This is a genomic window from Parabacteroides sp. TM07-1AC (genome assembly GCF_003480915.1).
Classification (GTDB): Bacteria; Bacteroidota; Bacteroidia; order Bacteroidales; family Tannerellaceae; genus Parabacteroides; species Parabacteroides chongii.
This window is the reverse complement of record NZ_QUKD01000001.1, coordinates 747151-772816: the sequence shown is the minus strand read 5'-3', so window position 1 is coordinate 772816 and position 25666 is coordinate 747151. Positions and strand designations below refer to the sequence as shown.

The 25666-nt window shown below is 45.4% G+C and carries 15 protein-coding genes; 9 read left to right on the top strand and 6 right to left on the bottom strand.

Annotation, left to right across the window (positions count from 1 at the left end):
• The first annotated feature begins 71 nt into the window (after positions 1-71).
• The 4 genes from DXD68_RS03320 (at position 72) to DXD68_RS03305 (ending at position 7754) form a co-directional block, all read left to right on the top strand.
• The gene (locus DXD68_RS03320; RefSeq protein ID WP_122360279.1) at positions 72-1310 is read left to right on the top strand and encodes an efflux RND transporter periplasmic adaptor subunit; all 1239 of its coding nucleotides are present in this window, start codon (positions 72-74) and stop codon (positions 1308-1310) included.
• A 15-nt stretch (positions 1311-1325) separates the two neighbouring features.
• Positions 1326-4463 (top strand): efflux RND transporter permease subunit, encoded by a 3138-nt coding sequence (locus DXD68_RS03315; RefSeq protein ID WP_122360278.1) that lies wholly within the window; start codon positions 1326-1328, stop codon positions 4461-4463.
• Positions 4460-5641, top strand: a complete 1182-nt coding sequence (locus DXD68_RS03310; protein ID WP_122360277.1) for a TolC family protein — start codon at positions 4460-4462, stop codon at positions 5639-5641. Before DXD68_RS03315 ends, DXD68_RS03310 begins: the two co-directional genes overlap by 4 nt.
• A 94-nt stretch (positions 5642-5735) precedes the next feature.
• Positions 5736-7754: an SUMF1/EgtB/PvdO family nonheme iron enzyme gene (locus DXD68_RS03305; protein ID WP_122360515.1), complete on the top strand. Its 2019-nt coding sequence runs from the start codon at positions 5736-5738 to the stop codon at positions 7752-7754.
• A gap of 182 nt (positions 7755-7936) precedes the next feature.
• Here DXD68_RS03305 and DXD68_RS03300 read toward each other — a convergent pair whose 3' ends face one another.
• Entirely contained in the window at positions 7937-8887 is a 951-nt protein-coding gene (locus tag DXD68_RS03300) for an NAD(P)H-dependent flavin oxidoreductase (protein ID WP_122360276.1), read from the bottom strand.
• Positions 8888-9000: 113 nt separating this feature from the next.
• Here DXD68_RS03300 and DXD68_RS03295 point away from each other — a divergent pair, with 113 nt between their 5' ends.
• Positions 9001-11118 carry a M3 family metallopeptidase gene (locus DXD68_RS03295; protein ID WP_122360275.1) on the top strand — a complete coding sequence of 706 codons (2118 nt, stop codon included), beginning with the start codon at positions 9001-9003 and terminating at the stop codon, positions 11116-11118.
• 184 nt (positions 11119-11302) lie between these two features.
• Entirely contained in the window at positions 11303-13417 is a 2115-nt protein-coding gene (locus DXD68_RS03290) for a M3 family metallopeptidase (protein ID WP_122360274.1), read from the top strand.
• 454 nt (positions 13418-13871) lie between these two features.
• On the opposite strand, the gene DXD68_RS03285 is transcribed toward DXD68_RS03290, so the two are convergent.
• On the bottom strand, positions 13872-14750 hold the full coding sequence (locus tag DXD68_RS03285; protein ID WP_122360273.1) for an aldose 1-epimerase family protein: 879 nt from the start codon (positions 14748-14750) through the stop codon (positions 13872-13874).
• 124 nt (positions 14751-14874) lie between these two features.
• Between DXD68_RS03285 and porU the strand changes: the two genes are divergently transcribed.
• From porU to DXD68_RS03270, 3 genes are all read left to right on the top strand, one after another.
• A complete protein-coding gene (gene porU / locus DXD68_RS03280; RefSeq protein ID WP_122360272.1) occupies positions 14875-18345 on the top strand; it encodes a type IX secretion system sortase PorU in 3471 nt (1156 codons plus the stop codon).
• 610 nt (positions 18346-18955) lie between these two features.
• Complete coding sequence (mgrA, locus tag DXD68_RS03275; protein ID WP_122351493.1) at positions 18956-19945, top strand: L-glyceraldehyde 3-phosphate reductase; 990 nt, start codon at positions 18956-18958, stop codon at positions 19943-19945.
• Complete coding sequence (locus DXD68_RS03270) at positions 19942-22821, top strand: PD-(D/E)XK nuclease family protein (protein ID WP_122360271.1); 2880 nt, start codon at positions 19942-19944, stop codon at positions 22819-22821. The genes mgrA and DXD68_RS03270 overlap by 4 nt, the downstream gene beginning before the upstream one ends.
• 20 nt (positions 22822-22841) lie before the next feature.
• Here the strand turns inward: DXD68_RS03270 and DXD68_RS03265 are convergent, their stop codons facing one another.
• From DXD68_RS03265 to pyrB, 4 genes are all read right to left on the bottom strand, one after another.
• A complete protein-coding gene (locus DXD68_RS03265) occupies positions 22842-23558 on the bottom strand; it encodes a porin family protein (RefSeq protein ID WP_122360270.1) in 717 nt (238 codons plus the stop codon).
• A 4-nt stretch (positions 23559-23562) separates the two neighbouring features.
• On the bottom strand, positions 23563-24129 hold the full coding sequence (locus DXD68_RS03260; RefSeq protein ID WP_122360514.1) for a flavin reductase family protein: 567 nt from the start codon (positions 24127-24129) through the stop codon (positions 23563-23565).
• A 75-nt stretch (positions 24130-24204) separates the two neighbouring features.
• Positions 24205-24669: an aspartate carbamoyltransferase regulatory subunit gene (gene pyrI / locus DXD68_RS03255; protein ID WP_122360269.1), complete on the bottom strand. Its 465-nt coding sequence runs from the start codon at positions 24667-24669 to the stop codon at positions 24205-24207.
• A gap of 14 nt (positions 24670-24683) precedes the next feature.
• Positions 24684-25598, bottom strand: a complete 915-nt coding sequence (gene pyrB, locus DXD68_RS03250; RefSeq protein ID WP_122360268.1) for an aspartate carbamoyltransferase — start codon at positions 25596-25598, stop codon at positions 24684-24686.
• Positions 25599-25666 lie beyond the last annotated feature (68 nt).

Genomic DNA, 25666 nt, shown 5'->3' with positions numbered 1-25666 from the left:
TTATTCGCATTCCGGTGTTTTAAGCAAGACGCCGAACTATTTTATTTGCATTTATAACATATTATAATACAATGAGAAAGATATATTTATTGTGGGTTTTATGTGCCTACATATTCGCAAGCTGTGGCGGCGGAGCTGCTAAGCCTGAAGAGCATAACCATGATCATGAAGCACATGAACATGAAGAAGGACACGATCACGAACATGAAGGTCATGATCACGAACACGAGGGAGACGAGCATGAAGGCCATGATCATGGGAACGAAGCTGCAGCAGGTGCACATTCCAACGAAATCATTTTTAAAGAAGAATTGGCGAAAGCTGTCGGGTTGCAGACAAAAGTGATGGAACCGGCTTCTTTTACGGATGTTATAAAAACCAGTGGAAGCGTACTGGCAGCACAGGGGGATGAAACAACGGTGGTTGCGACTGTTCCCGGTATTGTGACATTCGGTCGTTTATCATTTGTTGACGGTACTCCGGTAAAGAAAGGGCAGGCGATCCTGAGCCTGGCTTCCAGTTCCCTGTCGGAAGGGAATGTAGCTGCCCGTGCCAAATATGCATACGAAACAGCCAGGAAAGAATATGAGCGTATGCAGCAGTTGGTAGGAGATAAGATTGTTTCGGCTAAAGATTTTGAACAGGCACGTTTGAATTATGAAAACGCAAAGGCTGCTTATGATGCTGTTGCCGGTAAGCAGACAGAGAATGGCGTGTCGGTGGTATCTCCGATGAACGGATATTTGAAGAATCTTCAGGTAAAAGAAGGGGACTATGTGACAGTGGGGCAACCGCTGGCAACTATCTCTCAGAATAGCCGTCTGGTGCTTCGTGCCGAGGTTTCGGAAAAGTATTATCAATATCTTCCGGCTATTCAGTCTGCTAATTTCCGTACTCCTTATGATGAGCAGGTATATAAGCTCTCCGAGCTTCACGGACGGTTGCTTTCGTATGGAAAAGCGTCGGATACCAATTCTTTCTATATTCCTGTTACTTTTGAGTTTGATAATAAAGGAGCCGTTATTCCCGGTTCTTTCGTCGAGATTTATCTGCTTGCTACTCCGATGCAGGAGGTGTTGAGTGTCCCTGTTTCCTCCCTGATAGAAGAACAAGGTATTTATTCTGTATTTATCCGTCTCGATGAAGAAGGTTATAAAAAGCAGGAAGTAAAACTGGGAGCGAATAATGGTTCTGAAGTACAGATATTATCCGGCTTGAAACCGGGTGACGTGGTCGTAACGCAAGGCGCTTATCAGATTAAACTCGCCTCTGCTTCTAATGCTATTCCGGCTCATACTCACAATCATTAATGGGAGGAGCAGAATATGTTGAATAAGATAATATATTACTCGCTGCATAACAGATTGGTTGTCCTGATCTGTGCATTGCTGCTGATGATAGCGGGAACTTATACAGCCTTTCATACGGATGTAGACGTGTTCCCCGACCTGAATGCTCCGACCGTGGTTATCATGACCGAAGCAAACGGGATGGCTCCTGAAGAAGTGGAACGTCTGGTTACTTTCCCGGTCGAAACGGCTGTAAACGGAGCGATGGATGTACGCCGTGTACGTTCTTCTTCTACCACCGGATTTTCGGTTGTATGGGTGGAGTTCGACTGGGGAACGGATATTTACCGTGCCCGTCAGATCGTTTCCGAGAAACTGGCGGTTGTAAGTGAAAGTCTTCCCGAGAATGTAGGGAAGCCGACACTGGGACCGCAATCTTCTATCCTGGGAGAAATGATGATCATCGGCTTGACGACTAAGGATAATGAAAATAACCCCGCCGGTACGGGCGGTTCGCGAACCGCCCCTGCGGAAACCGCCACCACCCAAATGGACCTGCGCACAATTGCCGACTGGACGATCCGTCCGCGTTTATTATCTACCGGAGGTGTGGCACAGGTAGCCGTGATTGGGGGAGATATCAAAGAATATCAGATCTTACTCGATCCTGCCCGCATGAAACATTATGGAGTAGGGTTGAATGAGGTGCTGACGGTTTGCCGTAACATGAACCGTAATGCAAATGGTGGTGTCTTGTACGAATACGATAATGAGTATATCATTCGTGGTGTCCTTTCTACTCCGAAAGCGGAAGAACTGGCAAAAGGTGTGATCAAGACTGTGGACGGTTTTCCTGTTCTGCTGGAGAATGTGGCTACAGTGAAAGTAGGAAGCAAAAGCCCTAAATTGGGTACGGCATCCGAACGGGGCAAACATGCTGTCCTTATCACGGTTACCAAACAGCCGAATACCAGTACGATCGACCTGACAAATAAACTGGATGAAATTGTGGCTGACCTTCAAAAGAGTTTGCCTGCCGATGTAAATATATCTACCGATATTTTCCGTCAGAGCCGTTTCATCGACAGTTCTATTAATAATGTAAAGAACAGTTTGTTTGAAGGAAGTATCTTCGTTGTGATTGTGCTCTTCCTTTTCCTGATGAATATCCGCACAACGGTGATCTCATTGGTGGCGTTGCCTCTGTCATTGCTGGTCTCTATCCTGGTTTTGCATTATATGGGGCTGACCATTAATACGATGTCGCTGGGAGGTATGGCGATTGCCATCGGATCGTTGGTGGATGATGCCATTGTCGATGTGGAGAATGTATTTAAGCGGATACGTGAGAACCGGATGCTGCCGGAGGCAGAAAGACGGTCGATCCTGGATGTTGTATATGATGCTTCCCGCGAAGTGCGTATGCCGATCCTGAACTCGACATTGATTATTGTGGTGAGCTTTGTTCCCCTGTTCTTCCTGAGTGGTATGGAAGGCCGTATGTTGGTTCCGCTGGGGATTGCGTTTATTGTCGCCTTGTTCGCTTCTACGGTGGTGGCGCTTACTTTAACACCGGTTTTATGTAGCTATCTGCTGAACCGTAAAGCAACCGATAAGAAAATAGATAAAGAGTCGTGGGTTGCCAGCAAATTGAAGAATGTGTATGGTGCTGCATTGAAGGTGGCTTTGGCTCATAAGTCGATTGTGCTGGGCTGTACGATAGGGTTGTTCGTCATATCGTTGGGTATATTCTTTACGTTGGGACGTAGTTTCCTGCCGCCTTTTAACGAAGGCTCGTTTACGATCAATGTAAGTTCATTGCCCGGTATCTCGTTGGAAGAGTCAGACCGGATGGGACACCGTGCAGAAGAGCTGCTGATGCAAGTTCCGGAGATTCAGACAGTGGCTCGTAAAACAGGACGTGCCGAACTGGATGAACATGCCTTGGGTGTAAACGTTTCTGAGATTGAAGCACCTTTCCAATTGAAAGATCGTAGTCGCGATGCCGTCATGAACGATGTGCGTCAGAAGCTGTCGACCATCAGTGGTGCCAATATCGAGATCGGCCAGCCTATTTCTCACCGTATCGATGCAATGCTTTCGGGAACGGAGGCCAATATTGCAATCAAACTGTTCGGAACCGATTTGAACCGTCTGTTTACGATCGGCAACGATATCAAAAGTGCTATCGAAGGCATTCCGGGCCTGCTCGATTTGAAGGTGGAACAACAGATCGAACGTCCGCAGCTGACCATTACTCCCAAACGGGAACTGATGGCAAAGTATGGAATACCTCTGCCGGAGTTTGAAGAGTATATAAATGTCATGTTGGGAGGTGAAGTAGTCAGCCAGGTCTATGACGACGGAAAGACATTCGACCTGACCGTAAAGACTTCCGACGAAAGCCGTGCAACCATGGAGGATATCCGTAATCTAATGATCGATGCACAGGGAAAGAAGATCCCATTGAGTTATATCGCCGAAGTTCGCTCCGTAACCGGTCCGAATACGATTAACCGTGAAAATGTACAGCGTAAGCTGGTGATTAGCGGGAACGTATCCGAACGTGACCTACGCAGTGTCGTAAACGATATCCAGAATAAGATCGGGAATTCTATCCAGTTGCCCGAAGGTTATCATATCGAATACGGCGGACAGTTCGAAAGCGAACAGGCTGCCAGCCGGACTTTGTTATTGACATCTTTGATGTCTTTACTGGTAATCTTCCTGTTGCTTTATAATGAATTCAAGAATGCAAAGGAGAGCGGTGTGATCCTGTTGAATCTGCCGTTGGCTTTGATCGGTGGCGTGCTGATCTTGTGGATGACATCCGGCGAGATCAGTATTCCGGCTATTATCGGTTTTATCTCCCTGTTCGGTATTGCTACCCGAAACGGTATGTTGCTGATCAGCCACTATACTCAGTTGCGCAGTGAAGGTTTTTCTGTATATGATGCGGTGATACACGGTTCGCTAGACCGTCTGAATCCGATCCTGATGACAGCTTTGAGTTCTGCGTTGGCTTTGATCCCGTTAGCATTGAACGGAGATCTGCCGGGTAACGAAATACAAAGCCCGATGGCCACTGTGATCCTGGGAGGGTTGCTGACGTCTACCTTCCTGAACGGATTTATTATTCCTATTGTCTATCTTTTAATGAATAAGGAGAAATGAAACAATTCATAGTAATTACGCTGTTGGCTTCGGCTGTGTTTTCTGCGAGCGGACAACATTCCATAGATGGGGTTCTGCGCAGTATCGAAGCCAACAATAAAGAATTGCAGGCGAATAAGCAGCTTGTCGCTTCCCAAAAACTGGAAGCCAAGCTGGATAATAACCTCGCCGACCCGACCGTTACCTATTCCCATCTTTACGGGAATAAGGAAGGTATGGGATTTACCGGCGAACTTGTAGCTTCACAATCGTTCGATTTCCCTTCGCTTTATGCTCAGCGTGGAAAGTTGGCGAAGTTGCGTGGAGAAAGTATCGAACATCAGGGGGAAGAGTTTCGTCAGCAAATCCTGCTGCAAGCGAAAGAAGTCTGTTTGGATCTAGTGTTGCTCAATCAGCAAAAGAGCCTGCTGGATGTACGTCGCCAAAATGCTGAACAACTTTCAGCTCTTTATGAACAACGTTTGCAGAATGGCGATGCCAATATCCTGGAGACAAATAAGATCAACCTCGAATTGCTGAATGTTCGTAATGAAGCCCGGATAAACGAAGCCAACCGTATTGCCAAACTTCATGAGTTGGCGATGCTGAACGGTGGCATTGAGATCCAGTTTGCCGATACCGTGTATACGCCGGTAGATGCGCCCGTATCGATTGCCGATCTGAAGCAGGAAATTATTTCTTCCGACCGTCGTTTGCAGTCGCTGCGCAGTGAACAGACGGCTGCCCGGAAACAAATCAGTGTCAGCCGTACGCAAGGTCTGCCTTCTTTTGAGTTAGGCTATCGCATGAATCCATCTTCGGGCGGCGAACGTTTCAACGGTTTTCTGGTAGGTGTCAGCATTCCGTTGTTTGCCAATCGCAACAAGGTGAAACAGGCCAAGGCGCAGAGCCTTTATACGGAATTGCAGACGGAGAGTATGCAGACGGCTGTCGAGAGCGAACTTTTGCAGCTTTATAACCGTTCTGTATCCTTGAAGGCTTCCATCGATGAATACAGTGAAGTATTGAAGAAGCAAAACAGCCTGGCATTGCTGAATAAAGCCATCCAAAGCGGGCAGATTAGTATGATCGAGTACTTTGTCGATGTGACGACACTTTATCAAAGCATGCAGAATTATATGCAGTTGCAGAATGAATATCAGAAGGTGATGGCGCAACTTTATAAATACAAGTTGTAATACTCCTTTTGAGTGAAATAATTAAGGTCCATGTCTTTTCAGGCGTGGACCTTTTTTGTATCTTTATTCCCGGAATATGGAAAAATGAATGAATATGAAAAACGCTACGATCTTATGTTGCTGTCTGATAGTTTTAGGTGCCTTTAATTCCTATGCCCAGGAAAAGAATAGCCTGGGAATGCAATTAACTCCGATTCCCGCAGGCTCCTTTCACATGGGAAGCCACGGACAAGGCGAGCATTATGACGAATTTCCGATCCATCCGGTAACGATCACGAAACCTTTCCTGATGGGCGCCACCGAAGTCACTAACGCCCAGTACGAACAGTTCGACCCTTCCCACAAAGAACTACGTGGCAAATACGGTCTCTCGAAAGGTGACGACGAGGCTGTTATCTTTGTCGATTATTACGAAGCGGAAGCCTTCTGTAAATGGCTTTCGGAGAAAGAAGGTAAAACTTACCGTCTGCCGACAGAAGCAGAATGGGAATATGCCTGCCGTGCCGGTTCTTACTGGAACTTCTGGATGGATGACGGACTGCATGGCGTGTATCATAAAAACCAGCAAAATGTGTGGGGAACGGATTCGACTATCTGCCTCCAGGTTGGCAAAACACCTCCTAATCCTTTCGGTCTCTACGATATGCACGGCAATGTAGAGGAATGGTGCAGTGACTGGTACGGTCCGTACGAAGCCTCTGCACAGACAGACCCGGTCGGTCGTGCTGACGGTTTATACAAGGTGACACGCGGCGGAAGCCATAGCACACCGGAACGCTTCCTGCGTTCGGCAAACCGTATGGCCATGCTGCCGGAGGATAAACACTGGCTGACCGGATTCCGTGTCGTGCAGGCTGACATGCCGCAAAGCCAGCCACTTTCAGCCCTCGAACCGGCTTCGCAGGAAACAGTTTCCCAACAAAAGTATAACTGGGGAACTCCGTCGACAGCCCCGTTCTTTGCCGAACCTCTTGTTTATGTAAATACTCCGGACTGCTCTTCGGGTGTTCCGTTCTATAAACATAACCATTGTCCGGCTGTCAGCTGGTGCGATAATGGCGATCTGCTGGCTATCTGGTTTACCTGCGACGAGGAGTCGGGTAGGGAAATGGTAATCCTTGAGAGCCGACTGAAGCCGGGGGCAACCGAATGGACCGAACCGCGTGAATTCTTCCGGGTTCCTGACCGGAATGTGACCGGTTCGTCCCTACTGAATAATAACGGAACACTGATTCACATGAACGGTATGGAGGCTGCCGGAACCTGGGAAACACTGGCTATGGTCATGCGTACGAGTACCGATAACGGTGCAACCTGGAGTCGTCCCCGTATGGTTGCCCCTGAACATACCCGCCGTCACCAGGTGATAGCAGGCTCTTTTGTTACGAAAGAAGGCTGGTTGGTACAAGCCGCCGATGCAACGCCACGAAGTAACGGAGGTACAGCCTTTCATCTCAGTAAAGATAACGGTCTGACTTGGGAAGATATGGGAAAGACTAATCCCGGTACATTCAAAGCGGGGGCTTCGGGCGGAACCATTGCCGGGATTCATGCCGGTGTAGTGCAATTGTCTGACGGGCGTTTTATGGCTTTGGGACGTGGCGACGGTATTGTCGATAGAAACGGTTTGGAGCGTATGCCCATGAGTATCTCGGAAGACAACGGCCGTACCTGGACATATAGTGCATCCGAGTTTCCTCCGATCGACGGTGGTCAGCGCCTGGTGTTGATGCGTCTGCGTGAAGGACCTCTTTTACTGATCTCGTTTACTAACCATCCTTTCCGCTTGAAAAATGGATTGAACGGAATGACTTTCAAAGATAAGGACGGTAATGAGTACACCGGTTACGGGATGTATGCCGCCCTGTCTTTCGATGAAGGGAAAACATGGCCGGTGAAGAAGCTGCTGACGGATGGTAAACGCCGCTTTATGGACGGTGGCGCCTGGACAGGCTTTTTCAATATGGACAGTACGCATGCCGAACCCCGTGGTTATCTGGCTGCCACACAGTCACCGGATCAGGTCATCCATCTGCTGAGTAGCCGGAATCATTACCGGTTTAACCTGCCGTGGCTGGTCGAAAATACAGGCTTTCAAGGACAAATAAAGTGATCTCTTCGGTTTTGCCTGAATAGGTTATCAGTCAGGGACTTGCAGTTTCCTAAATTTTTTTAATAAGGAAACTGTAGTTTCCTGCGCAGGGAACTGCAATTTCCTCGGCAGGGAACTGGCGTTTCCCAGGCAAGAAACTCCAGTTTCCTAACGAGGAAATTATCAGGACACCGGATACCCGGTTAGAATAGGTTAGCTTCGTTGTTCAGTCCGGCAAGTGCTTTTCGATAATCGGCAACAAGTTCTTCCATCACTTCGCAGACTGTCTGCTCTTTTCTGAATAAGGCGGCAACCTGTCCGATTTCCAGTTCTCCTTCTTCCAGATTCCCTTCGAATATACCTTTTTTGGCTCTGCCTTTGCCTAGTAAAGCGCGCATATCTTCTACGGATGCACCTTGTGCTTCGGCTTCTTCCACTGCCGTTTTGAAATCGCCTTTTGCCAAGCGGGTAGGAGCAAGCTTCTTCAACAATAGCTTCGTGTCTCCCTCATTGAGGCTGAGGCAAAGCTGTTTGAAGTTCTCATGAGCGGAACTTTCTTCCGTCAGGGCAAAACGGGTACCGATCTGTACACCTTCCGCACCGAGGGCAAAAGTAGCCAGCATAGCATCACCGGTACCTATTCCTCCGGCGGCTATCAGCGGGAGAGAGGTAGCCCGGCGCACGGCAGGGATCAGGCAGAGCGTCGTCGTCTCTTCACGTCCGTTATGCCCTCCGGCTTCAAAGCCTTCGGCAACAATGGCGTCGACACCTGCCTCTTCACATTTGACGGCAAACAGGGAACTGCTTACCACATGGACCACTGTCATACCATGTTCTTTCAGGAAAGGCGTCCATTTCTTAGGACTTCCGGCAGAGGTGAAGACTATTTTTACTTCTTCTTCCACCAGAATATTTATCAGGCTCTCTATTTCCGGGTACATCAACGGGACATTCACTCCGAAGGGCTTGTCGGTCGCCGCTTTACATTTGCGGATATGTTCGCGCAGCGTGTCGGGATGCATGGAGCCGGCACCGAGCAATCCCAGTCCCCCGGCATTGCTGACAGCCGAAGCCAGTCGCCAACCGCTGCACCAAACCATCCCACCTTGTATAATGGGGTATTTTATACCGAATAAGTCACATATTCTATTCATGGTTACTCTATTTATACTATTAGGGGAACAAAGTAAAATAAAACTTCCCTATCTTTGCACCACCTATTATATAATTAATGTAGACATAAATTAATTCTTACAATATCATAGTTATGAATAAAACGCTTATGGCTGCCAGCCTGGCAGTAGTCTTAGGAGCCTGCAACTCCTCAAAGAAAAGCGATGTAGCCGAGTCTACACCCAATCCGTTTTTTACAGAGTATACGACACCGTTCGGTGTTCCTCCTTTCGATAAGATCGAGGTGGCACATTACAAGCCCGCTTGTGAAAAGGGAATGGAAGAACACAAAAAGGAGATTGATGCCATTGTCAATAATACCGAAAAGCCTACTTTCGAGAATACGATTGTGGCTCTCGATCAGGCAGGGGAGTTGTTAAACAAGGTCATGTATGCCTTCGGTGGGCAGTCAAGTGTGAACACGACCGACGAAATACAGGCACTTGAGCAGGAGTTTTATCCGATCCTGTCTGCCCATTTTGACGATATCAATCTGAACCCTGCCCTTTTCGCCCGTGTGAAAGCGGTTTATGACCAGCAGGCATCACTGAATCTGGATAAAGAACAGGCCAAACTACTGGAAGAAACATACAAAGGTTTTGTGCGTGGCGGTGCAAATCTGGATGCAGACAAACAAGCGAAATTGCGTGAACTGAATGAGAAGATTTCTGTGCTGGAACTTACTTTCGGACAGAATGTATTGAAAGAAACGAACGCTTTTAAATTGGTAGTCGATAAGAAAGAAGATCTCGCCGGTCTGCCTGAATCAGTGATTGCCGCTGCTGCTGAGACTGCCGCAGCCGATTCGATGGAAGGCAAATGGGTCTTCACCCTTCATAACCCAAGCGTGATGCCTTTCCTGCAATACGCTGACAATCGTTCGTTGCGCGAAAAGATGTTTAAGGCTTACATCAACCGCGGAAACAACAACAATGGAAATGATAATAAGAATGTCGTTAAAGAATTGGTTGCTGCGCGCCTGGATAAAGCGAAGTTGTTGGGATACGAAGACTTTGCTGCTTTCGTGCTGGATGAAAATATGGCCAAGAATGAAAAGAACGTGTATAACCTGCTCGATCAGGTCTGGACACCGGCACTGAAAAAAGCGAAAGAGGAACTCGCAGATATTAATGCTGAAATAAAGAAAGAAGGAGGTAACTTCAATGCAGAAGGTTGGGACTGGCGTTATTATGCCGACAAAGCGCGTCAGGCAAAATTCAATATGGATGAAAACGAAGTGCGTCCGTATCTGGAGCTGAACAATGTGCGTGAAGGTGCTTTCTATGTTGCTAATAAATTGTATGGAATAACCTTTACGGAAATTAAGGATATCCCGAAACCGGATCCGGATGCTTTCGCTTTCGAATGCAAGGACAAGGACGGTTCTTTACTGGGCGTTCTTTATATGGACTTCTATACCCGTCCGGGTAAAAGCGGCGGAGCCTGGTGCGGCAGTTACCGTTCGCAGACCTACAAAGACGGAAAGAAAGTTGCCCCGGTCGTTACAACTGTGTTCAATTTCAGCAAACCGGTTGCCGGACAACCTGCCTTGTTGAGCGCGGATGAAGCTGAAACAGTCTTCCATGAATTTGGTCATGCGCTGCACGGATTGTTCTGCGACGTTCATTATTATGGTGTTTCGGATGTTCCCCGCGATTTCGTAGAACTGCCTTCACAGGTCATGGAGCACTGGGTGTTCGAACCGGAAGTCTTGAAAGTATATGCCAAACATTATCAGACCGGCGAAGTGATTCCTCAGGAGCTGGTGGATAAGATCGTAAAGAGTGGTAAATACGGACAGGGTTTTGCTACCATCGAATATCTGGCAGCTTCTTTGCTGGATATGGATTATCATATTCTGAAGGAACAATCGGCAAATATGGATGTAGAAGCCTTTGAAGCCGATGTAATGAATAAACGAGGATTGATCAGCCAGATTCCTCCCCGTTACCGTACTACTTATTTCAGTCATACAATGACAGGCGGATATACTGCCGGTTATTACAGTTATATCTGGGCGGAAGTACTGGATGCCGATGCTTTTGATGCTTATAAAGAGACGGGTGATATCTTTAACCAGGAAGTGGCTACTAAATTCCGTCAGTGCGTCCTTACTCCGGGTGGTATCGATGACGCTATGGATATGTATAAGAATTTCCGGGGAAAGGAGCCGAGCATCGAGCCGTTGCTGAAAAACAGGGGACTGAAATAGTTGACAAGACAGTTGACAGTTGACAATTGACAGTTACGGTTAGGTTGACTGGCTGAATTTATTATTGACAGTTGGCAAATGATAGAAGACAATATATAAGCGCAAAGCTTATCTGTCAACTGTCATTTGTCAACTGTCAACTTTTTTCTATCTTTGTGCAAATTAGTAACTTAAACAAAACATAATGAAGAAAACAATTATGGCTGCCGGATTAGCCGCTGTTTTGACAGCCTGTGGTTCGTCAGGAAATAAAACAGAAACCATGACAGAAAACCCTCTTTTAACTGAGTTCAAAACTCCGTTCGGTGTTCCTCCTTTCGATAAGATCGAACTGGATGATTATATGCCTGCTTTTAAAGAAGGTATCGCTCAACAGCAAAAGGAAGTAGAAGAGATTGTAAAACAGGAAGCTGCTCCCGATTTTGAAAATACGATTGTCGCACTCGACCAGAGTGGTGATCTGTTGCGTAAGGTAAGTGCAATTTTCTACGGGCTCAACAGTGCGAATACAAATGATGAGATGCAGGCATTGAGCCGTGAATTATCTCCGTTACTTTCAAAGAACAGTGATGATATTCGTATGAATCCGGATTTGTTTGCCCGTGTAAAAACGGTGTATGAGAATCAGGAATCGATGAATCTCAATAAAGAACAGAAGAAATTACTGGAAGAAACCTATAAAAGTTTTGTCCGTGGCGGAGCAAACCTGGATGCAGAACAACAGGCTCGTTTGCGTGAACTGAATAGCGAAATATCCATGCTTCAGTTGACTTTCGGACAAAATATGCTGAAAGAAACGAATGCTTTCCAATTAATTGTAGATAATAAGGACGACCTTGCCGGATTACCGGAGAGTCTGGTCATGAATGCTGAAGTAGCTGCCCGTTCGGCTGGTCTGGAAGGCAAATGGCTTTTCACGTTGCATAATCCGAGTGTGATGCCTTTCCTGCAATATGCCGACAACCGTGCGTTGCGTGAAAAAATTTTCAAAGGTTATATCAACCGAGGGAACAATGGCAATGATGCCGACAACAAAGACGTTGTACTTAAATTGATCACTCTCCGTCTGGAAAAAGCCAAACTGATGGGTTATGACAACTACGCTTCTTTTGTGTTGGAAGACCGTATGGCAAAAACGCCGGAACAGGTATATGCTCTCTTGGATGAGATCTGGAAACCTGCACTGGCTAAAGCTAAAGACGAACTGGCTGATATCAATACAGAGATCAAGAAAGAAGGCGGCAATTTTGAAGCGGAAGGTTGGGACTGGCGTTATTATTTCGAGAAAGCTAAAAAGGCTAAGTTCGATTTGGACGAGAATCAGGTCCGTCCTTATCTGAAGCTCGAAAATGTGCGTGACGGCGCTTTCCTTTTGGCTAACAAGTTATATGGTATAACATTTACTCCGATCAAAGATATACCGTTACCTCATTCGGATGCTCAGGCTTTCGAATGTAAGGATAAAGACGGTACGCATCTGGGGGTTCTGTATATGGATTTCTTCCCTCGTGCCAGCAAACGTGGCGGAGCCTGGTGTGGAACATATCGTTCGCAAACTTACAAAGATGGCAAACGTCTCGGTCCGGTTGTTACGATTGTATGTAATTTTTCCCAACCGGCTCCCGGACAACCTGCTTTGCTGAGTGCAGACGAGGCGGAAACATTATTCCATGAGTTCGGTCATGGCCTGCATAACCTGTTTAAGGACGTGCATTATTATGGCGTATCGGGTGTTCCCCGCGATTTCGTGGAACTGCCATCACAGGTTATGGAACATTGGGTGTTTGAACCGGAGTTGCTGAAAGAATATGCAAGACATTACGAAACAAATGAAGTGATTCCTGCCGGACTGATCGAGAAACTGGATAAGAGCGGTAAATACGGACAGGGTTTTGCAACGACCGAATATCTGGCTGCTTCTTTGCTGGATATGGATTTCCATGTATTGAAAGAAGTACATGAAGGTGCCGATGTGATGAAGTTTGAAGAGGCTGTCCTGGGTGACCGTGGCTTGTTGAAACAGATTCCTTCCCGTTATCGTACGACTTATTTCAATCATACGATGGGTGGCGGATATACGGCCGGTTATTATAGTTATATCTGGGCGGAAGTATTGGATGCCGATGCTTATCAGGCTTATAAGGAAAGCGGTGATCTTTTCAATCAAGACGTAGCTCAGAAATTCCGCCAGTATGTTCTTACTCCGGGCGGTATCGATGATGCAATGGATATGTATAAAAACTTCCGTGGCAAGGAACCGAATACGGAACCGCTGCTGAAGAATAGAGGTTTAAAGTAGAGCTACTTTTCTCTTGATAGAAAAGTAACCAAAAGATCAAGGCTGCACTTGCCTCGCTACTCCGCATCCTGCGTTCGCTGTCGCCTCCGAAACTCGCTACGCTCAAACAGCGGATGCTCCGGGCGCTCACTCCGGCTGCTGCGCTTAACGCTCGTCAGCTGAGGCCTTTCATAGAACGCAAAGCGTTCTCTTGTGATTGCCGATACTGCTTGCTAAGACTGAAAGTATCTGTTATAATATATAGGTATCGGTATCGGCAATCCTAAGAGGAAGCAAAGCTTCCTTGGAAAGGCCTCAGCGGGTGAGCGTCCGCGAAGGGGAAAGACGAAGCGGTTAAAAAAATCCGTTGTTTGAGCGTAGCGAGTTTCGGATTTTTGAGCGTAGTCTTTCACCGTAGCAGCGAAGCCGGTGCAGCCTTGATCTTTTGATTACTTTTGGATCAAGCCAAAAGTAATTAATAAATTTCGATAAAATAGGAAGCCTCAAACACTTCTCCCGGCTCCAAATGTTGCATCCAGTCTTTATCCTTATATTCTCCCGTATAATCGACCCGGTCACAGCGTCCGTACCACGGTTCGATGCAAACAAAAGGCGCATTTTTAGCAGGAGGCGACCAAAGGCCGACAACCGGTGCCGTGAAATATACGGAGAGTGAGGTGCTTCCGTCCTGTTTCAATAAGTCGACCCGGTTGATCTGGTTGTTTTCAATGACTAACGCATCTTTGTCGAAAGTGTGTGTATCCAGTGGTAACAAGCCTTCTTTGTCAAGTACAAGCGGATATTCTTTCTCTCCGATGCATCCTTTCTCCTCGACCAGTTTGTATGTCAATCCCTGTGTTTTATCAAAGGCAAAGAAACCTCTTTTCTGATCTTCTTTGTCGTAGTCCGGAAAATAGAAAGCCGGATGTGCCCCGATCTGGAAATGAAGTTCTTCGTTTCCGGTATTTTTTACGTACCATAAAACTTCGATCTGGTTACCGGCCAGTTTATAACCGATCTCCAGGCAGAACGGGAAAGGATATATCTGCAATGTCTCTTCGTTTTCTTGTAGCCGGAAACGCAACTCCGTATCAGTTTCCTTTATTAGTTCAAACTCCCGGTCCCGTGCAAAACCGTGTTGTGATAGTTTGTATGTCTTTCCGTTATGGCGGTATTCGTTATTCCACACACTGCCCACGATAGGGAATAAAACGGGCGAGTGGCGTTTCCAGAAAGCCGGATCTGCCTGCCATAAAAATTCTTTACCGGTCGCGTTGGCAACGATGCTGCTGAGTTCGGCTCCATGTGGTGACACCTGAATAGTCAACAGGTTATTCGATAATGTTTTCTTCATCTGATCTGTTTGTTTAAGTCATTTTCAATTTCAACAAAGTTAGTGAACTTATTTTTTGATTCTCCAGCTCTTTTATAATAAATCAAAACAGAAAGCGTTAAAAGATCATTGAATAGTTGAAAATATGAAGCTACACGAAAAAAGATTCTCAGCAATAACTAGTATTGCATTCTTACTTTGTTTCTGCCTTTCTTTTTCATTGGAAGCAAATGGACGCTATGCGGACAATTCTGTATTAAGCAAAGGACACTGGGTGAAAATACAGATCGAAAAAGACGGAATATATAAACTGACTTATTCCGAATTGAAGAATATGGGTTTCGACGATCCTTCAAAAGTCGCAGTCTATGGCTATGGCGGTTGGCCGTTGGAGGAAGATTTTACCAAACCCTATGTGGATGATCTGCCTGCTGTTCCGGTATTAAAAGAAGATGGATACCTGCTTTTTTATGGAAGGGGAACAACAAAGTGGAAACAGGCTACTACTAATAATGATAATGAGGCATTCAATCATTTTATTCATATAAATAACCCATATTCCCTCTATGGATATTATTTTCTGACAGACGGGGCCGATGCCAAGGTGCCGGTGCAAATTAAAAGCAGTGATAAATCTGCCAGTCGGAGGATTCAAACTTTTGATGATCATCTGTTGCATGAAAAGGATTTGACATCTGTTAATTTGTCGGGTAGACGTTTGTTTGAGAAGTTGTCACAACATTCTCAAACCTTTAAAGACTTTGGAAATCCGGAGATATTGGGAATAGTTGAGGATGGCATTTACGTCGATTGTCAATTGGTCGTGCAAACTACTACAGCAGAGATGACAGGTGCGGTCACATTATCATTTGCCGGTAATGAACCTGTGGGTAGGAATAAATCTTTATTGGGTGGAACCTATACCAAAGGGTATGATGTAAATGTGGTTAAGGAGTATCAATACAAAGCCGGAGATGATCTGAGCGTTAAAATAGAATATCAAAAGGGGCAGAAAGCAAGTACGGATGCCTTGGTGGATTACATTCGTTTGAACGTAAAGCGCCAGTTGAAGGCTTATAATGAACCTTATACTTTTTTCCGGTCCTTTGAAGCCTTGAATAATGTATCCAGGTTTGTTATAGAAGGAGCAAATTCGGCTTGCCGGGTTTTGGATATAACAGATCCGGTCAACTGTAAAATAATGGAAACCGAATTGAGCGGTTCTACTTTATCATTTACTATTCCGGAAAGTAAGATACTGAGGGAGTTTGTTTTGGTTCGGACTGATCGTTCAGATTTTCCGACACCGGTCAGCAAAGGAACAGTCGAATGCCGCAATCTCCATAGTTGGTCTGATATCGATATGATTATTATTTCTCCATCAGCTCTGAGAAAGGAAGCGGAGAGATTGAAGGTTGCACATGATGATATACGTGTAGAAGTGGTGACCCCCGAAGAAATATATAATGAATTTTCCAGTGGAACACCTGATGCTACTGCCTATAGAAGGTTCATGAAAATGCTGTATGATAAAGCCGTTGCAGAAAAGAATCGCCCGAAATATTTGTTACTGTTCGGTGATGGTGCCTACGATAATCGTTTTGTTACGGAATCATGGAGTAAGATGAGTGATAAGGAGAAAGCTAATTTCCTGCTCACATTTCAGTCGGAGAATTCATTAGATCAAAACTCTTATGTGTCGGATGACTATTTCGGCTTTTTAGAAGATAAAGAAGGCTCGGAAGATTATCCTATCGAGATAAGTACAGTGGATATAGGCATTGGACGATTTCCTATCCGTTCGGTATCCGAAGCTCGGAAAATGGTCGATAAAGTGATCCGTTACATGAATAATGATGAGTTGGGAATCTGGAAAAGTGAGGCTTGTTTTGTGGCTGATGATGGAGGTAATGCGGATAATGCAGATGCAAATGACAAAAAAGCCAACGATCATATGAAGTATGCAAATAATGCTGCAGAAACAGTGGAGAATCAGGCGCAGGATATGCTTGCCGGCAGGTTGTTTTTTGACAACTACGTGAAGGATTACTCTAATTCAAATCCATATTTGGCTGTGACGGAAGACCTGAATAAAAAGTTGAAAAATGGCTTGATGTTGGTTAATTATACAGGACATGGTAATACAACTTCGTGGTCTGACGAAAAAGTCCTGACGCAACAGATGATCGATAAGTTTGTTTATCCTAAATTGCCTTTGTGGATTACTGCTACATGCGATTTCTGTCGTTTTGATGCATTGGCGACATCGGCTGGAGAAAGTGTTTTTCTAAATGAAAAGAGTGGTGGTATTGCTTTATATACAACTGTTCGGGTTGCTTACGGATATGATAATGATGAGATAAACAATAAATTCCTTCATGAATTATTTAAACCGGATCTTAATGGTCTGTATCCGGCTTTGGGAGATGTCGTTAAAGAGGTGAAGAATTCTTATCGTTTTAAGAGATCGAAGAATCTGAACTTTACCTTTATTGGTGATCCTGCTTTAAAGCTGAAAATACCCTCTCACAAAATACGTATAAATACGGTTAATGGTGAAGACGCCATTCGACATACGACAAGTTTAAGAGCTTACGATGAAGTGAGTGTGGAAGGGGAAATCCTTGCTCCGGATAATTCCTCTCTTGATAATTTTAACGGAAGGCTGGAAGTGAAAGTAATGGATAGTAAAGTAGAAATAACTACACGGAATAACTTTAAAAATGATACGGCTTTTAAATATAAGGACTATAAAAACCTTATTTATAAAGGTTCTACTATGGTACAGAATGGTAAATTCAATTTCTCCTTTTATGTTCCCGGCAATATCTCCTATTCCGGAGCAGCCGGCAAAATGATTTTATATGCGGCTGATAGTGACCAAAAGATAGAAGCAAAGGGTAATTTTACCAATTACACAGTGAAAGGAACTTCCGACAATCCGGTAGAAGATCATGAAGGGCCGGAAATATTAAAACTCTATTTGAATGATTCAACGTTTGTCAGTGGCGACAAAGTAAACGCGACTCCTTTCTTTTATGCCCATTTATGGGATCAGACAGGAGTTGATATAACCGAAGGAGGCGTTGGACATGATATCATGCTGATGATTGATAACAAACCATTTACCAGTTATAATCTGAATTCCTACTATGATAATGTATTTGGACGGAAAGGAGAAGGTGAGGTAAGATTTGGTATACCACAGTTGAGCGCAGGTGAGCATGAAGCTGTTTTTAAAGTATGGGATATAAAGGGAAATCCGACAACTCATACTTTCCGGTTTAATGTTGTTGAAGGTCTAAAACCTTTCATCACCAATGTGATCGCAACTCCTACACCTGCGAGGGGAAATGTCGAATTTCATATTACGCACAACCGTCCGGAATCCCGGATGAAAGTAGGTATCATGGTCTACGACATGACAGGTCGTCTGCATTGGAAGCATGAAGAGACAGGTTCTTCCGAACTGTTCAAAGACTATACGATAGACTGGGATTTGAGAAATAATTCGGGAACTCATGTGCGTCCGGGTGTTTATATTTATCGCGCAGCGGTAAGTACTGATAATTCTAAAGAAGCAACGGAAGCAAAGAAGATGATTATTTTGTGGTGATCCTTTATAACCAGTAGATTGAAAAAGTAACTGTCATACTATCATTCTATGTTTTGAATACATTGAAATTCATGCTGTTTACTCTGTGATAGTATGTATGATAGTATGAAATTGTACTGTCATACTATCATAAAAATACCTGTTTGTTTTCACGAAGTATACTTCTTATTTTCAATAACATACTTACTAAATATTATTGAGACCCGGGTCTCGACACCTTCAAGACCCGGGTCTTAGCATCGTTCAGATGGGGGTGTAAATGGCATTCAGATGGGAGACTTGGAGAAGATTTCTGCTTGTTTTCTGCTAAATAAGACGTAGTATTGCTGAAAAAAAGAGTATGTTCTGTGCAAAATAGCCTGTTTTGTAATGCTTTTGGATACCTTATTTTTCGATGAAAAGGGCCAAAATGATAGTTGAATGACAGTTTATGATAGTTGCATGATAGTTGTTTTGGGTAACTATCATGTTTGTGTTGCATGAAATTCAATCGGTATGCCGAAAATATGATAGTATGATAGTTGATTTGTGCAAAACTATGTTCGACACTAAAAAAAGACTGTGTCCGATATGCAATTTTTATATACATTTGTAAGAAATAAAATGCACCATGGAAAGTATATATACACCAAATGAAAACAGATACGCGGAGATGACGTATCGTCGTTGTGGACGCAGCGGTATCTTATTACCTGCTATTTCTCTGGGGTTATGGCATAACTTCGGCAGTGTGGATGTTTTCAATAACTTTATCAAGATTGCCCATACGGCTTTCGATAACGGGATTACCCATTTTGACCTGGCGAATAATTACGGACCAGTCTACGGTTCTGCAGAAGAAAATTTCGGCAGGATTCTGAAGAAAGGACTGGGAGCTTATCGGGATGAGCTGCTTATTTCGACAAAAGCCGGTTACGATATGTGGCCCGGTCCGTATGGGAATTGGGGTAGCCGGAAGTATTTGATAGCCAGTCTCGATCAGAGCCTGAAACGGATGGGACTCGATTATGTGGATATCTTCTATTCCCACCGTCCCGATCCGGAAACACCGATAGAGGAAACAATGGGAGCTTTGGCGGATATTGTCCGTCAGGGGAAAGCATTGTATGTGGGCATTTCAAACTATAATGCTGAACAGACGGAAAAGGCACTGGCCGTATTGAGAGAATATCGTGTTCCTTGCCTGATCCATCAAGCACGTTATTCCATGTTCGACCGTTGGACGGAACCTGATTTGTTACCTTTATTGAAGAAAGAAGGCGTAGGCATGATTGCTTTTTCTCCTTTGGCACAGGGGATGCTGACCAATAAATATCTGCACGGAATACCGGAAAACTCAAGGGCTGCCAGGTCGACAGGACATTTGCAGCGTGAGCAGGTGACGGAGGAAAAAATAAACAAGATATGCCGCTTGAACGAGTTGGCTATGGAACGTGGGCAGACGTTGGCAGAAATGGCGTTGGCATGGTTGCTGAAAGACGATCGTGTAACGAGCGTCCTTGTCGGAGCCAGTTCGGTAGAACAGTTACTGGATAATTTGAAGGCGTTGAATAATATTAGTTTTACATCAGAGGAACTGGAAAGGATTGAATCGATATGACACCATTCTTATACCAGGTAGCCTCTTTGTTTTATCAGCAATACGGAGCGGAGGTCAGTAAGCTGGCTTTTGTTTTTCCTAACCGGCGAACAGGCCTGTTCTTTCAAAAATATCTTTCGGAGGTGGCGGACAAGCCGCTTTTCTCTCCGACGATCCTGACCATCAACGACCTGTTTGTGCAGTTGAGCGGCAAACAGGCGGCAGATAAGATCAATATGCTGTTCATGCTGTACGATATCTATATCCGGCATAGCGGCTCGACGGAAACCTTTGACGAGTTCCTCTATTGGGGGGAAATGCTGTTGAACGACTTTGATGATGTCGATAAATATATGGCAGATGCCCGCATGTTGTTTACGAATGTGACGGACCTGCGGGAGATAGAGAACGATTTCAATTTCCTGGATGAAGATCAGATTGCGGCAATCCGTACATTCTGGTCGTCTTTCTATCCGAAGGGAGATTCTCCGAACCAGGAAAAATTTCTGACTGTCTGGAAAATCCTGTATACGTTGTACACCGATCTGCATGAAGCGTTGGCGGCGGAGGGAAGAGGCTATGAAGGTATGATCTTCCGTGAAGTCGTTGAACAGATGGAGCAGGATGACTGTTGTGACCTGCCTTATCTGAAGGTGGTCTTTGTCGGTCTGAATGCCTTGTCTGTCGCGGAGGAACGTTTCCTGATGCAGTTGCAGAAACGGGGAATCGCTGATTTCTATTGGGATTATGCTTCGGATAAAGTGACGGACCGGGATAATAAAGCATCCTATTTTGTCGAACGGAATCTTAAAAACTTCCCGTCGCAGTATCCGCTTCCTCCGGAAGAAAAAACGGAAACACAGATTGAGGTGATCGGTATTCCTTCCGGTATCGGTCAGGCAAAACAGGTGTACACATTGCTGAACGAACTTTGCAAGGAGGATGAAATGTCGCCCGAGGAAGCGTTGCGTACAGCCGTTATCCTGCCTGACGAACATTTGCTTATTCCGGTACTGAATGCCATCCCCGAACAGATACGCCGTATCAATGTGACGATGGGGTATCCGTTGGCAGGTACGCCAGTCGCTTCTTTGATGGAGTATATCCTGGCATTGCAGAAAAATGTACGTTATGTAGATCGTCAGCCGGTTTTCTATTTCCGTGACGTGCTGCCTATCCTGAACCATCGGTATATCAGTTCGACCGGTCCGGAAGCGGTCAATGCCCTGGTGAAAGATATTGCGGAAAACAACAAGATCTATATTTCTGCCGCCGATCTGGGAAAGACGCCTCTTTTGTCCGTCCTCTTCCTGCCGGTAACAGATGTCAATACCTTTTCCGATTACCTGATCAATGTCCTGCAGGAACTGAATAAGGTGATGCACGCTTTATCCTCCGGTGAAGAGGAAGAAGATGCCACCCAGCGCACCAACGACCTGGAGCAGGAGTTTATCTTCCATTACTTTACGACCGTCAACCGTATGAAAGAGATCATGCAGGATGCCGGGATCGAGATGAAGATCGACACCTATTTCCGCCTGCTCAAACGGGTGACCGATACGATAACTATCCCTTTCCGGGGTGAACCGTTGTCCGGTCTGCAGATCATGGGAGTTCTTGAAACCCGTGCACTGGATTTCGACCGGCTGATCATCCTTTCCATGAATGAGGGTATATTCCCACTCAGGAAAGCGGCCAACTCGTTTATCCCTTATAACTTGCGAAGAGGTTTCGGCCTGCCCACTTATGAGCATCAGGACAGTGTATGGGCTTACCATTTTTATCGTCTGATTTATCGGGCGAGCCATGTCAGCCTGCTCTACGATACCCGCAGTAATGGTTTGCAGACAGGCGAAGTCAGCCGTTTTGTCCATCAGCTGCACTACCATTATGAAGAGCCGTTGCTGAACAAACTGGTCGTCTATAATGTCTCGTCCGCGAAAACCCCGGCTTTGCAGGTCCGGAAAACGGACGAAGTGATGCAACGGTTGAAGGCTTTCCATAAAGGAGGGCACAGGGCCATTTCTGCCAGTGCGGTCAATACCTATCTGGATTGTCCGCTGAAGTTCTATTTTTCGGTGGTCGAAGGTATACAGGAGGAAGAGGAGGTCAGTGAAACGATCGAGAGCAATGTGTTCGGAAGTATCCTGCACAAAGTGATGGAAGAGTTGTACATGCCTCTTTGCGGAAAGATGGTAACAGCCGATTTACTGAAGGCGATTAAGAAAGATACACCTGTCCTGACCGGCGCTATTGCACGGGCATTTGCGGAGATCTTTTTTATGTCGGATGTCGTACGTCCTTTGACGGGGCAGAACTTCCTGATCGGTGAGATGATCCGGAAATATGTGGAAAAGATACTGGAGCGCGACAGTAAACTGACGCCTTTCCGTTATATCGAATCGGAGCGGAAGATCAATCGCCTGTTTACCCTGGGTGACGGTCGGACGGAAATCCAGTTGAAAGGTTTTATCGACCGGATCGATGAGGTGCGTGATACGGTCCGCATCATCGATTATAAGAGTGGGAGCGGGACTTCGGTATTTACTTCTATAGAGAGTCTGTTCGATAAAGAAGATAAAGACCGTGCCAAAGCCGTGATGCAGGTTTTCATGTACTCATGGATGCTGGGCGACGTGCCTGCAGGAAAGACCCTTCAGCCGGGAATTTATTATATGCGTACGCTCTTTTCCGATTCGTTCGATGCAGCCGTGAGCCGGCGCGTGGAGCGGATGAAAACAGAGCCGGTAACGGATTTCTCTGTTTATTCGGCCGACTTTGAAGCGGAACTGCGCCGTTGTCTGGATGAGATATTCGGACAGAAAACTCCGTTCGTGCAGACGACGACGGAAAAAGCCTGTGCCTGGTGTCCTTTCAAGGATATATGCGGAAAATAGACGGAGAAGAGTCAAACGGATCAGAACAGGAAACCGAGCGAGAAGCTCATCATATTGGTCCGCTTGTCTATCGAGATATTTCTTTCTATCGGGGTTAACGAGGATTTGTCCTTAAAATCGGACTCAACCTTGTTAAGCCCGAATTCGTAGGTGAATTCGAAAAACAGACGCCAGATACTCACGCCCAGCCCTGTGGCGATGCCCAGTCCGAACGGTGTACTGTCATTGATGTATTCGTTGGTGACTTCAGAAAAATGGGTCGTATAGCGTGACTTGTAGTTGTATTTCACTTTGGGGCCTACCATCATGCTGAGGGCATAAGGACCTTCCTTTACAAGATAATAACCGATCATGACCGGCATTTCCAGTGATGTCGTTTTTAGTTGGAGCCGGTCTGTTTCCGAAATACTTCCGGCTGCCTGGTCTGATTCGGTAGTTTGCGGCAATGAAAAAAGAACATCTCCTTGCTTGCGCGACCATGTCAAGTCCGGTTGGATAAAGAAACGGTCGATATTGATCCTGCAAAAGAAAGAAGCCTGATAACCGACTTTATATTGCAGACGGATATTTTCGGCTTCGACACCGTCTATTGTCAATGAGTTAATGATCGGGAATGTAGAATTGACTCCCACCTTTGCACCAAGGTAGAAGATTTTATCTTCAATCTGTATGAGCTTCTGTGCCTGGACTGAAATGCACAGAAGAAATAATGGCAATAGAAGGAGAGTCTTTTTCATACGTTTATTTTTTCTTTTTTACGGACCAGCCGAATTTACCTACAAACTCACCTAACCCATAATATTTACCGTGCGAATAAGCCAGCAGGTCTGCCCGTTGCATATCGAATGCACCTGTTTGTGGATCCAGGTATTTATCATCCGCCTGGACGTTGAGAACATCGGCGATGAACATATCGTGGCTGCCCAGTGCAACTACTTCTTTTACCCGGCATTCGATACAAAGCGGTGCTTCTTCGATGGTGGGGCAATTCACCAATGTTGCTTTACCCGGCGTCAGTCCCATTTCTTTAAACTTATGATGATCTTTTCCTGAATTAACGCCGCACCAGTCGGTGGCATAAGCCAACTCGCGCGTGGTCAGGTTGATCACAAATTCCATATTCTTTTTTAGGATCGGATACGAATGGCGTTCCGGACGTACGGATATATAACACATGGGTGGATTGGTACAAATCGTACCGACCCACGCCACAGTTATAATATTATATTCTGAAGGTTCGCTGCCACAACTAACCATTACGGCCGGTAAAGGATAGATCATGGTACCGGGCTTCCAGTTTTGCTTCATATGAATTGAAAATTGAAAATTGAAAGTTGAAAATGGAGAAGAACTAATTTTCAATTCTCCATTTTCCATTTTCAATTATTTAATAATAATGTCTTCTTTATTGATCTTGCGTTCGCAATAATGACATTTGATCGTGCCTTTCTCTTTGTCGATCACTTCGAAACGGCTCGGCATCGGTTCATTATTGGTGATACATTTCGGATTGTTACATTTAACCAGTCCGATCAGTTCGTCCGGCAAAGTAACCGTTTTTTTCTCTACAACCTCGTAGTCGCGGATAATGTTCAGAATCACTTTCGGAGCGATCAGTGCGATACGGTTGATCTCATCTTCTTCGAAGAACTTATCGGATATTTTGATCACGCCTTTACAACCCATCTTCTTGCTTTGGAAATTGTTGCCGATCGTGATCGTGTTGTCCATATTTTCAAGTCCCAACAATTTGGCGACTTTAAATAACTGGCTGGGAGGAATATGGTCGATAGCAGTTCCGTTCTCCAGGGCGGCAACCTGCAATTCTCTTTTCTTTTCTACTGACATAACGATTATCAGAATTAAATATTGATACCTAAAACTTCACAAATAATAGCCTGACGGGCAAACAATCCGTTGCGTGCCTGCTGGATATAGTAGGCTTTCGGATTATCATCCACATCGTAAGCGATCTCGTTTACGCGGGGCAGCGGGTGGAGGATACGGAGATTTTCGCGGCTTCCTTCCAACATTTTGTTACGCAGGATATACACATTCTTTACCCGTTCGTATTCTTCCAGGTCGGTAAAGCGTTCGCGCTGTACGCGGGTCATGTAAAGGATATCGGATTGGTTGATCACCTCTTCGTCGAAAGTGGTATGCTCGTAATATTTGATGCCGTGTTCGTCGCAGAAATTCTTGTATTCGTCCGGCATGCGAAGTTCGTCCGGAGCCACGAAATGAAAAGTAGGATTGAAGTGCGACATGCCGACGATCAGCGAATGTACCGTACGGCCATATTTCAGGTCGCCCACCATTGTGATATTCAGGTCGGTCAGTTTTCCTTGTGTCTTTTGGATCGAATACAGGTCGAGCATGGTTTGCGAGGGATGCTGGTTTGCTCCGTCTCCTGCGTTGATGATTGGAATATCGGTTACTTCCGAAGCATAGCGTGCTGCACCTTCCAGATGGTGTCTCATAATGATCAGGTCGACATAATTGCTGACCATCAGGATCGTATCTTTCAGTGTTTCCCCTTTGGAAGAACTGGTCGTAGAGGCATCCTGAAATCCGATCACTCGTCCGCCCAGGCGGTTGACAGCTGTTTCGAAGCTTAATCGCGTGCGTGTAGAGGGTTCAAAAAACAGGGTGGCAGCAACTTTGCCTTCCAGCACCTTTCGGTTCGGGTTTTCCTCAAACTTCCTGGCGTTATCCAGAATACGAAGAATGTCCTCTTTGGAACATTGATCGATAGAAACTAAACTTTTACTTTTCATTTTGTGTATAATCTGTCTTTCTTGCAAAAGTATAAAAAAAACGGAGACCGAATATGAAGTCTCCGCTT

Excerpts from the sequence above, each read along its gene's own strand:
- DXD68_RS03320 (WP_122360279.1), top strand. The coding sequence starts at position 72 with ATGAGAAAGATATATTTATTGTGGGTTTTATGTGCCTACATATTCGCA.
- DXD68_RS03315 (WP_122360278.1), top strand. The coding sequence starts at position 1,326 with ATGTTGAATAAGATAATATATTACTCGCTGCATAACAGATTGGTTGTC.
- DXD68_RS03310 (WP_122360277.1), top strand. The coding sequence starts at position 4,460 with ATGAAACAATTCATAGTAATTACGCTGTTGGCTTCGGCTGTGTTTTCT.
- DXD68_RS03305 (WP_122360515.1), top strand. The coding sequence starts at position 5,736 with ATGAAAAACGCTACGATCTTATGTTGCTGTCTGATAGTTTTAGGTGCC.
- DXD68_RS03300 (WP_122360276.1), bottom strand. The coding sequence starts at position 8,887 with ATGAATAGAATATGTGACTTATTCGGTATAAAATACCCCATTATACAA.
- DXD68_RS03295 (WP_122360275.1), top strand. The coding sequence starts at position 9,001 with ATGAATAAAACGCTTATGGCTGCCAGCCTGGCAGTAGTCTTAGGAGCC.
- DXD68_RS03290 (WP_122360274.1), top strand. The coding sequence starts at position 11,303 with ATGAAGAAAACAATTATGGCTGCCGGATTAGCCGCTGTTTTGACAGCC.
- DXD68_RS03285 (WP_122360273.1), bottom strand. The coding sequence starts at position 14,750 with ATGAAGAAAACATTATCGAATAACCTGTTGACTATTCAGGTGTCACCA.
- porU (WP_122360272.1), top strand. The coding sequence starts at position 14,875 with ATGAAGCTACACGAAAAAAGATTCTCAGCAATAACTAGTATTGCATTC.
- mgrA (WP_122351493.1), top strand. The coding sequence starts at position 18,956 with ATGGAAAGTATATATACACCAAATGAAAACAGATACGCGGAGATGACG.
- DXD68_RS03270 (WP_122360271.1), top strand. The coding sequence starts at position 19,942 with ATGACACCATTCTTATACCAGGTAGCCTCTTTGTTTTATCAGCAATAC.
- DXD68_RS03265 (WP_122360270.1), bottom strand. The coding sequence starts at position 23,558 with ATGAAAAAGACTCTCCTTCTATTGCCATTATTTCTTCTGTGCATTTCA.
- DXD68_RS03260 (WP_122360514.1), bottom strand. The coding sequence starts at position 24,129 with ATGAAGCAAAACTGGAAGCCCGGTACCATGATCTATCCTTTACCGGCC.
- pyrI (WP_122360269.1), bottom strand. The coding sequence starts at position 24,669 with ATGTCAGTAGAAAAGAAAAGAGAATTGCAGGTTGCCGCCCTGGAGAAC.
- pyrB (WP_122360268.1), bottom strand. The coding sequence starts at position 25,598 with ATGAAAAGTAAAAGTTTAGTTTCTATCGATCAATGTTCCAAAGAGGAC.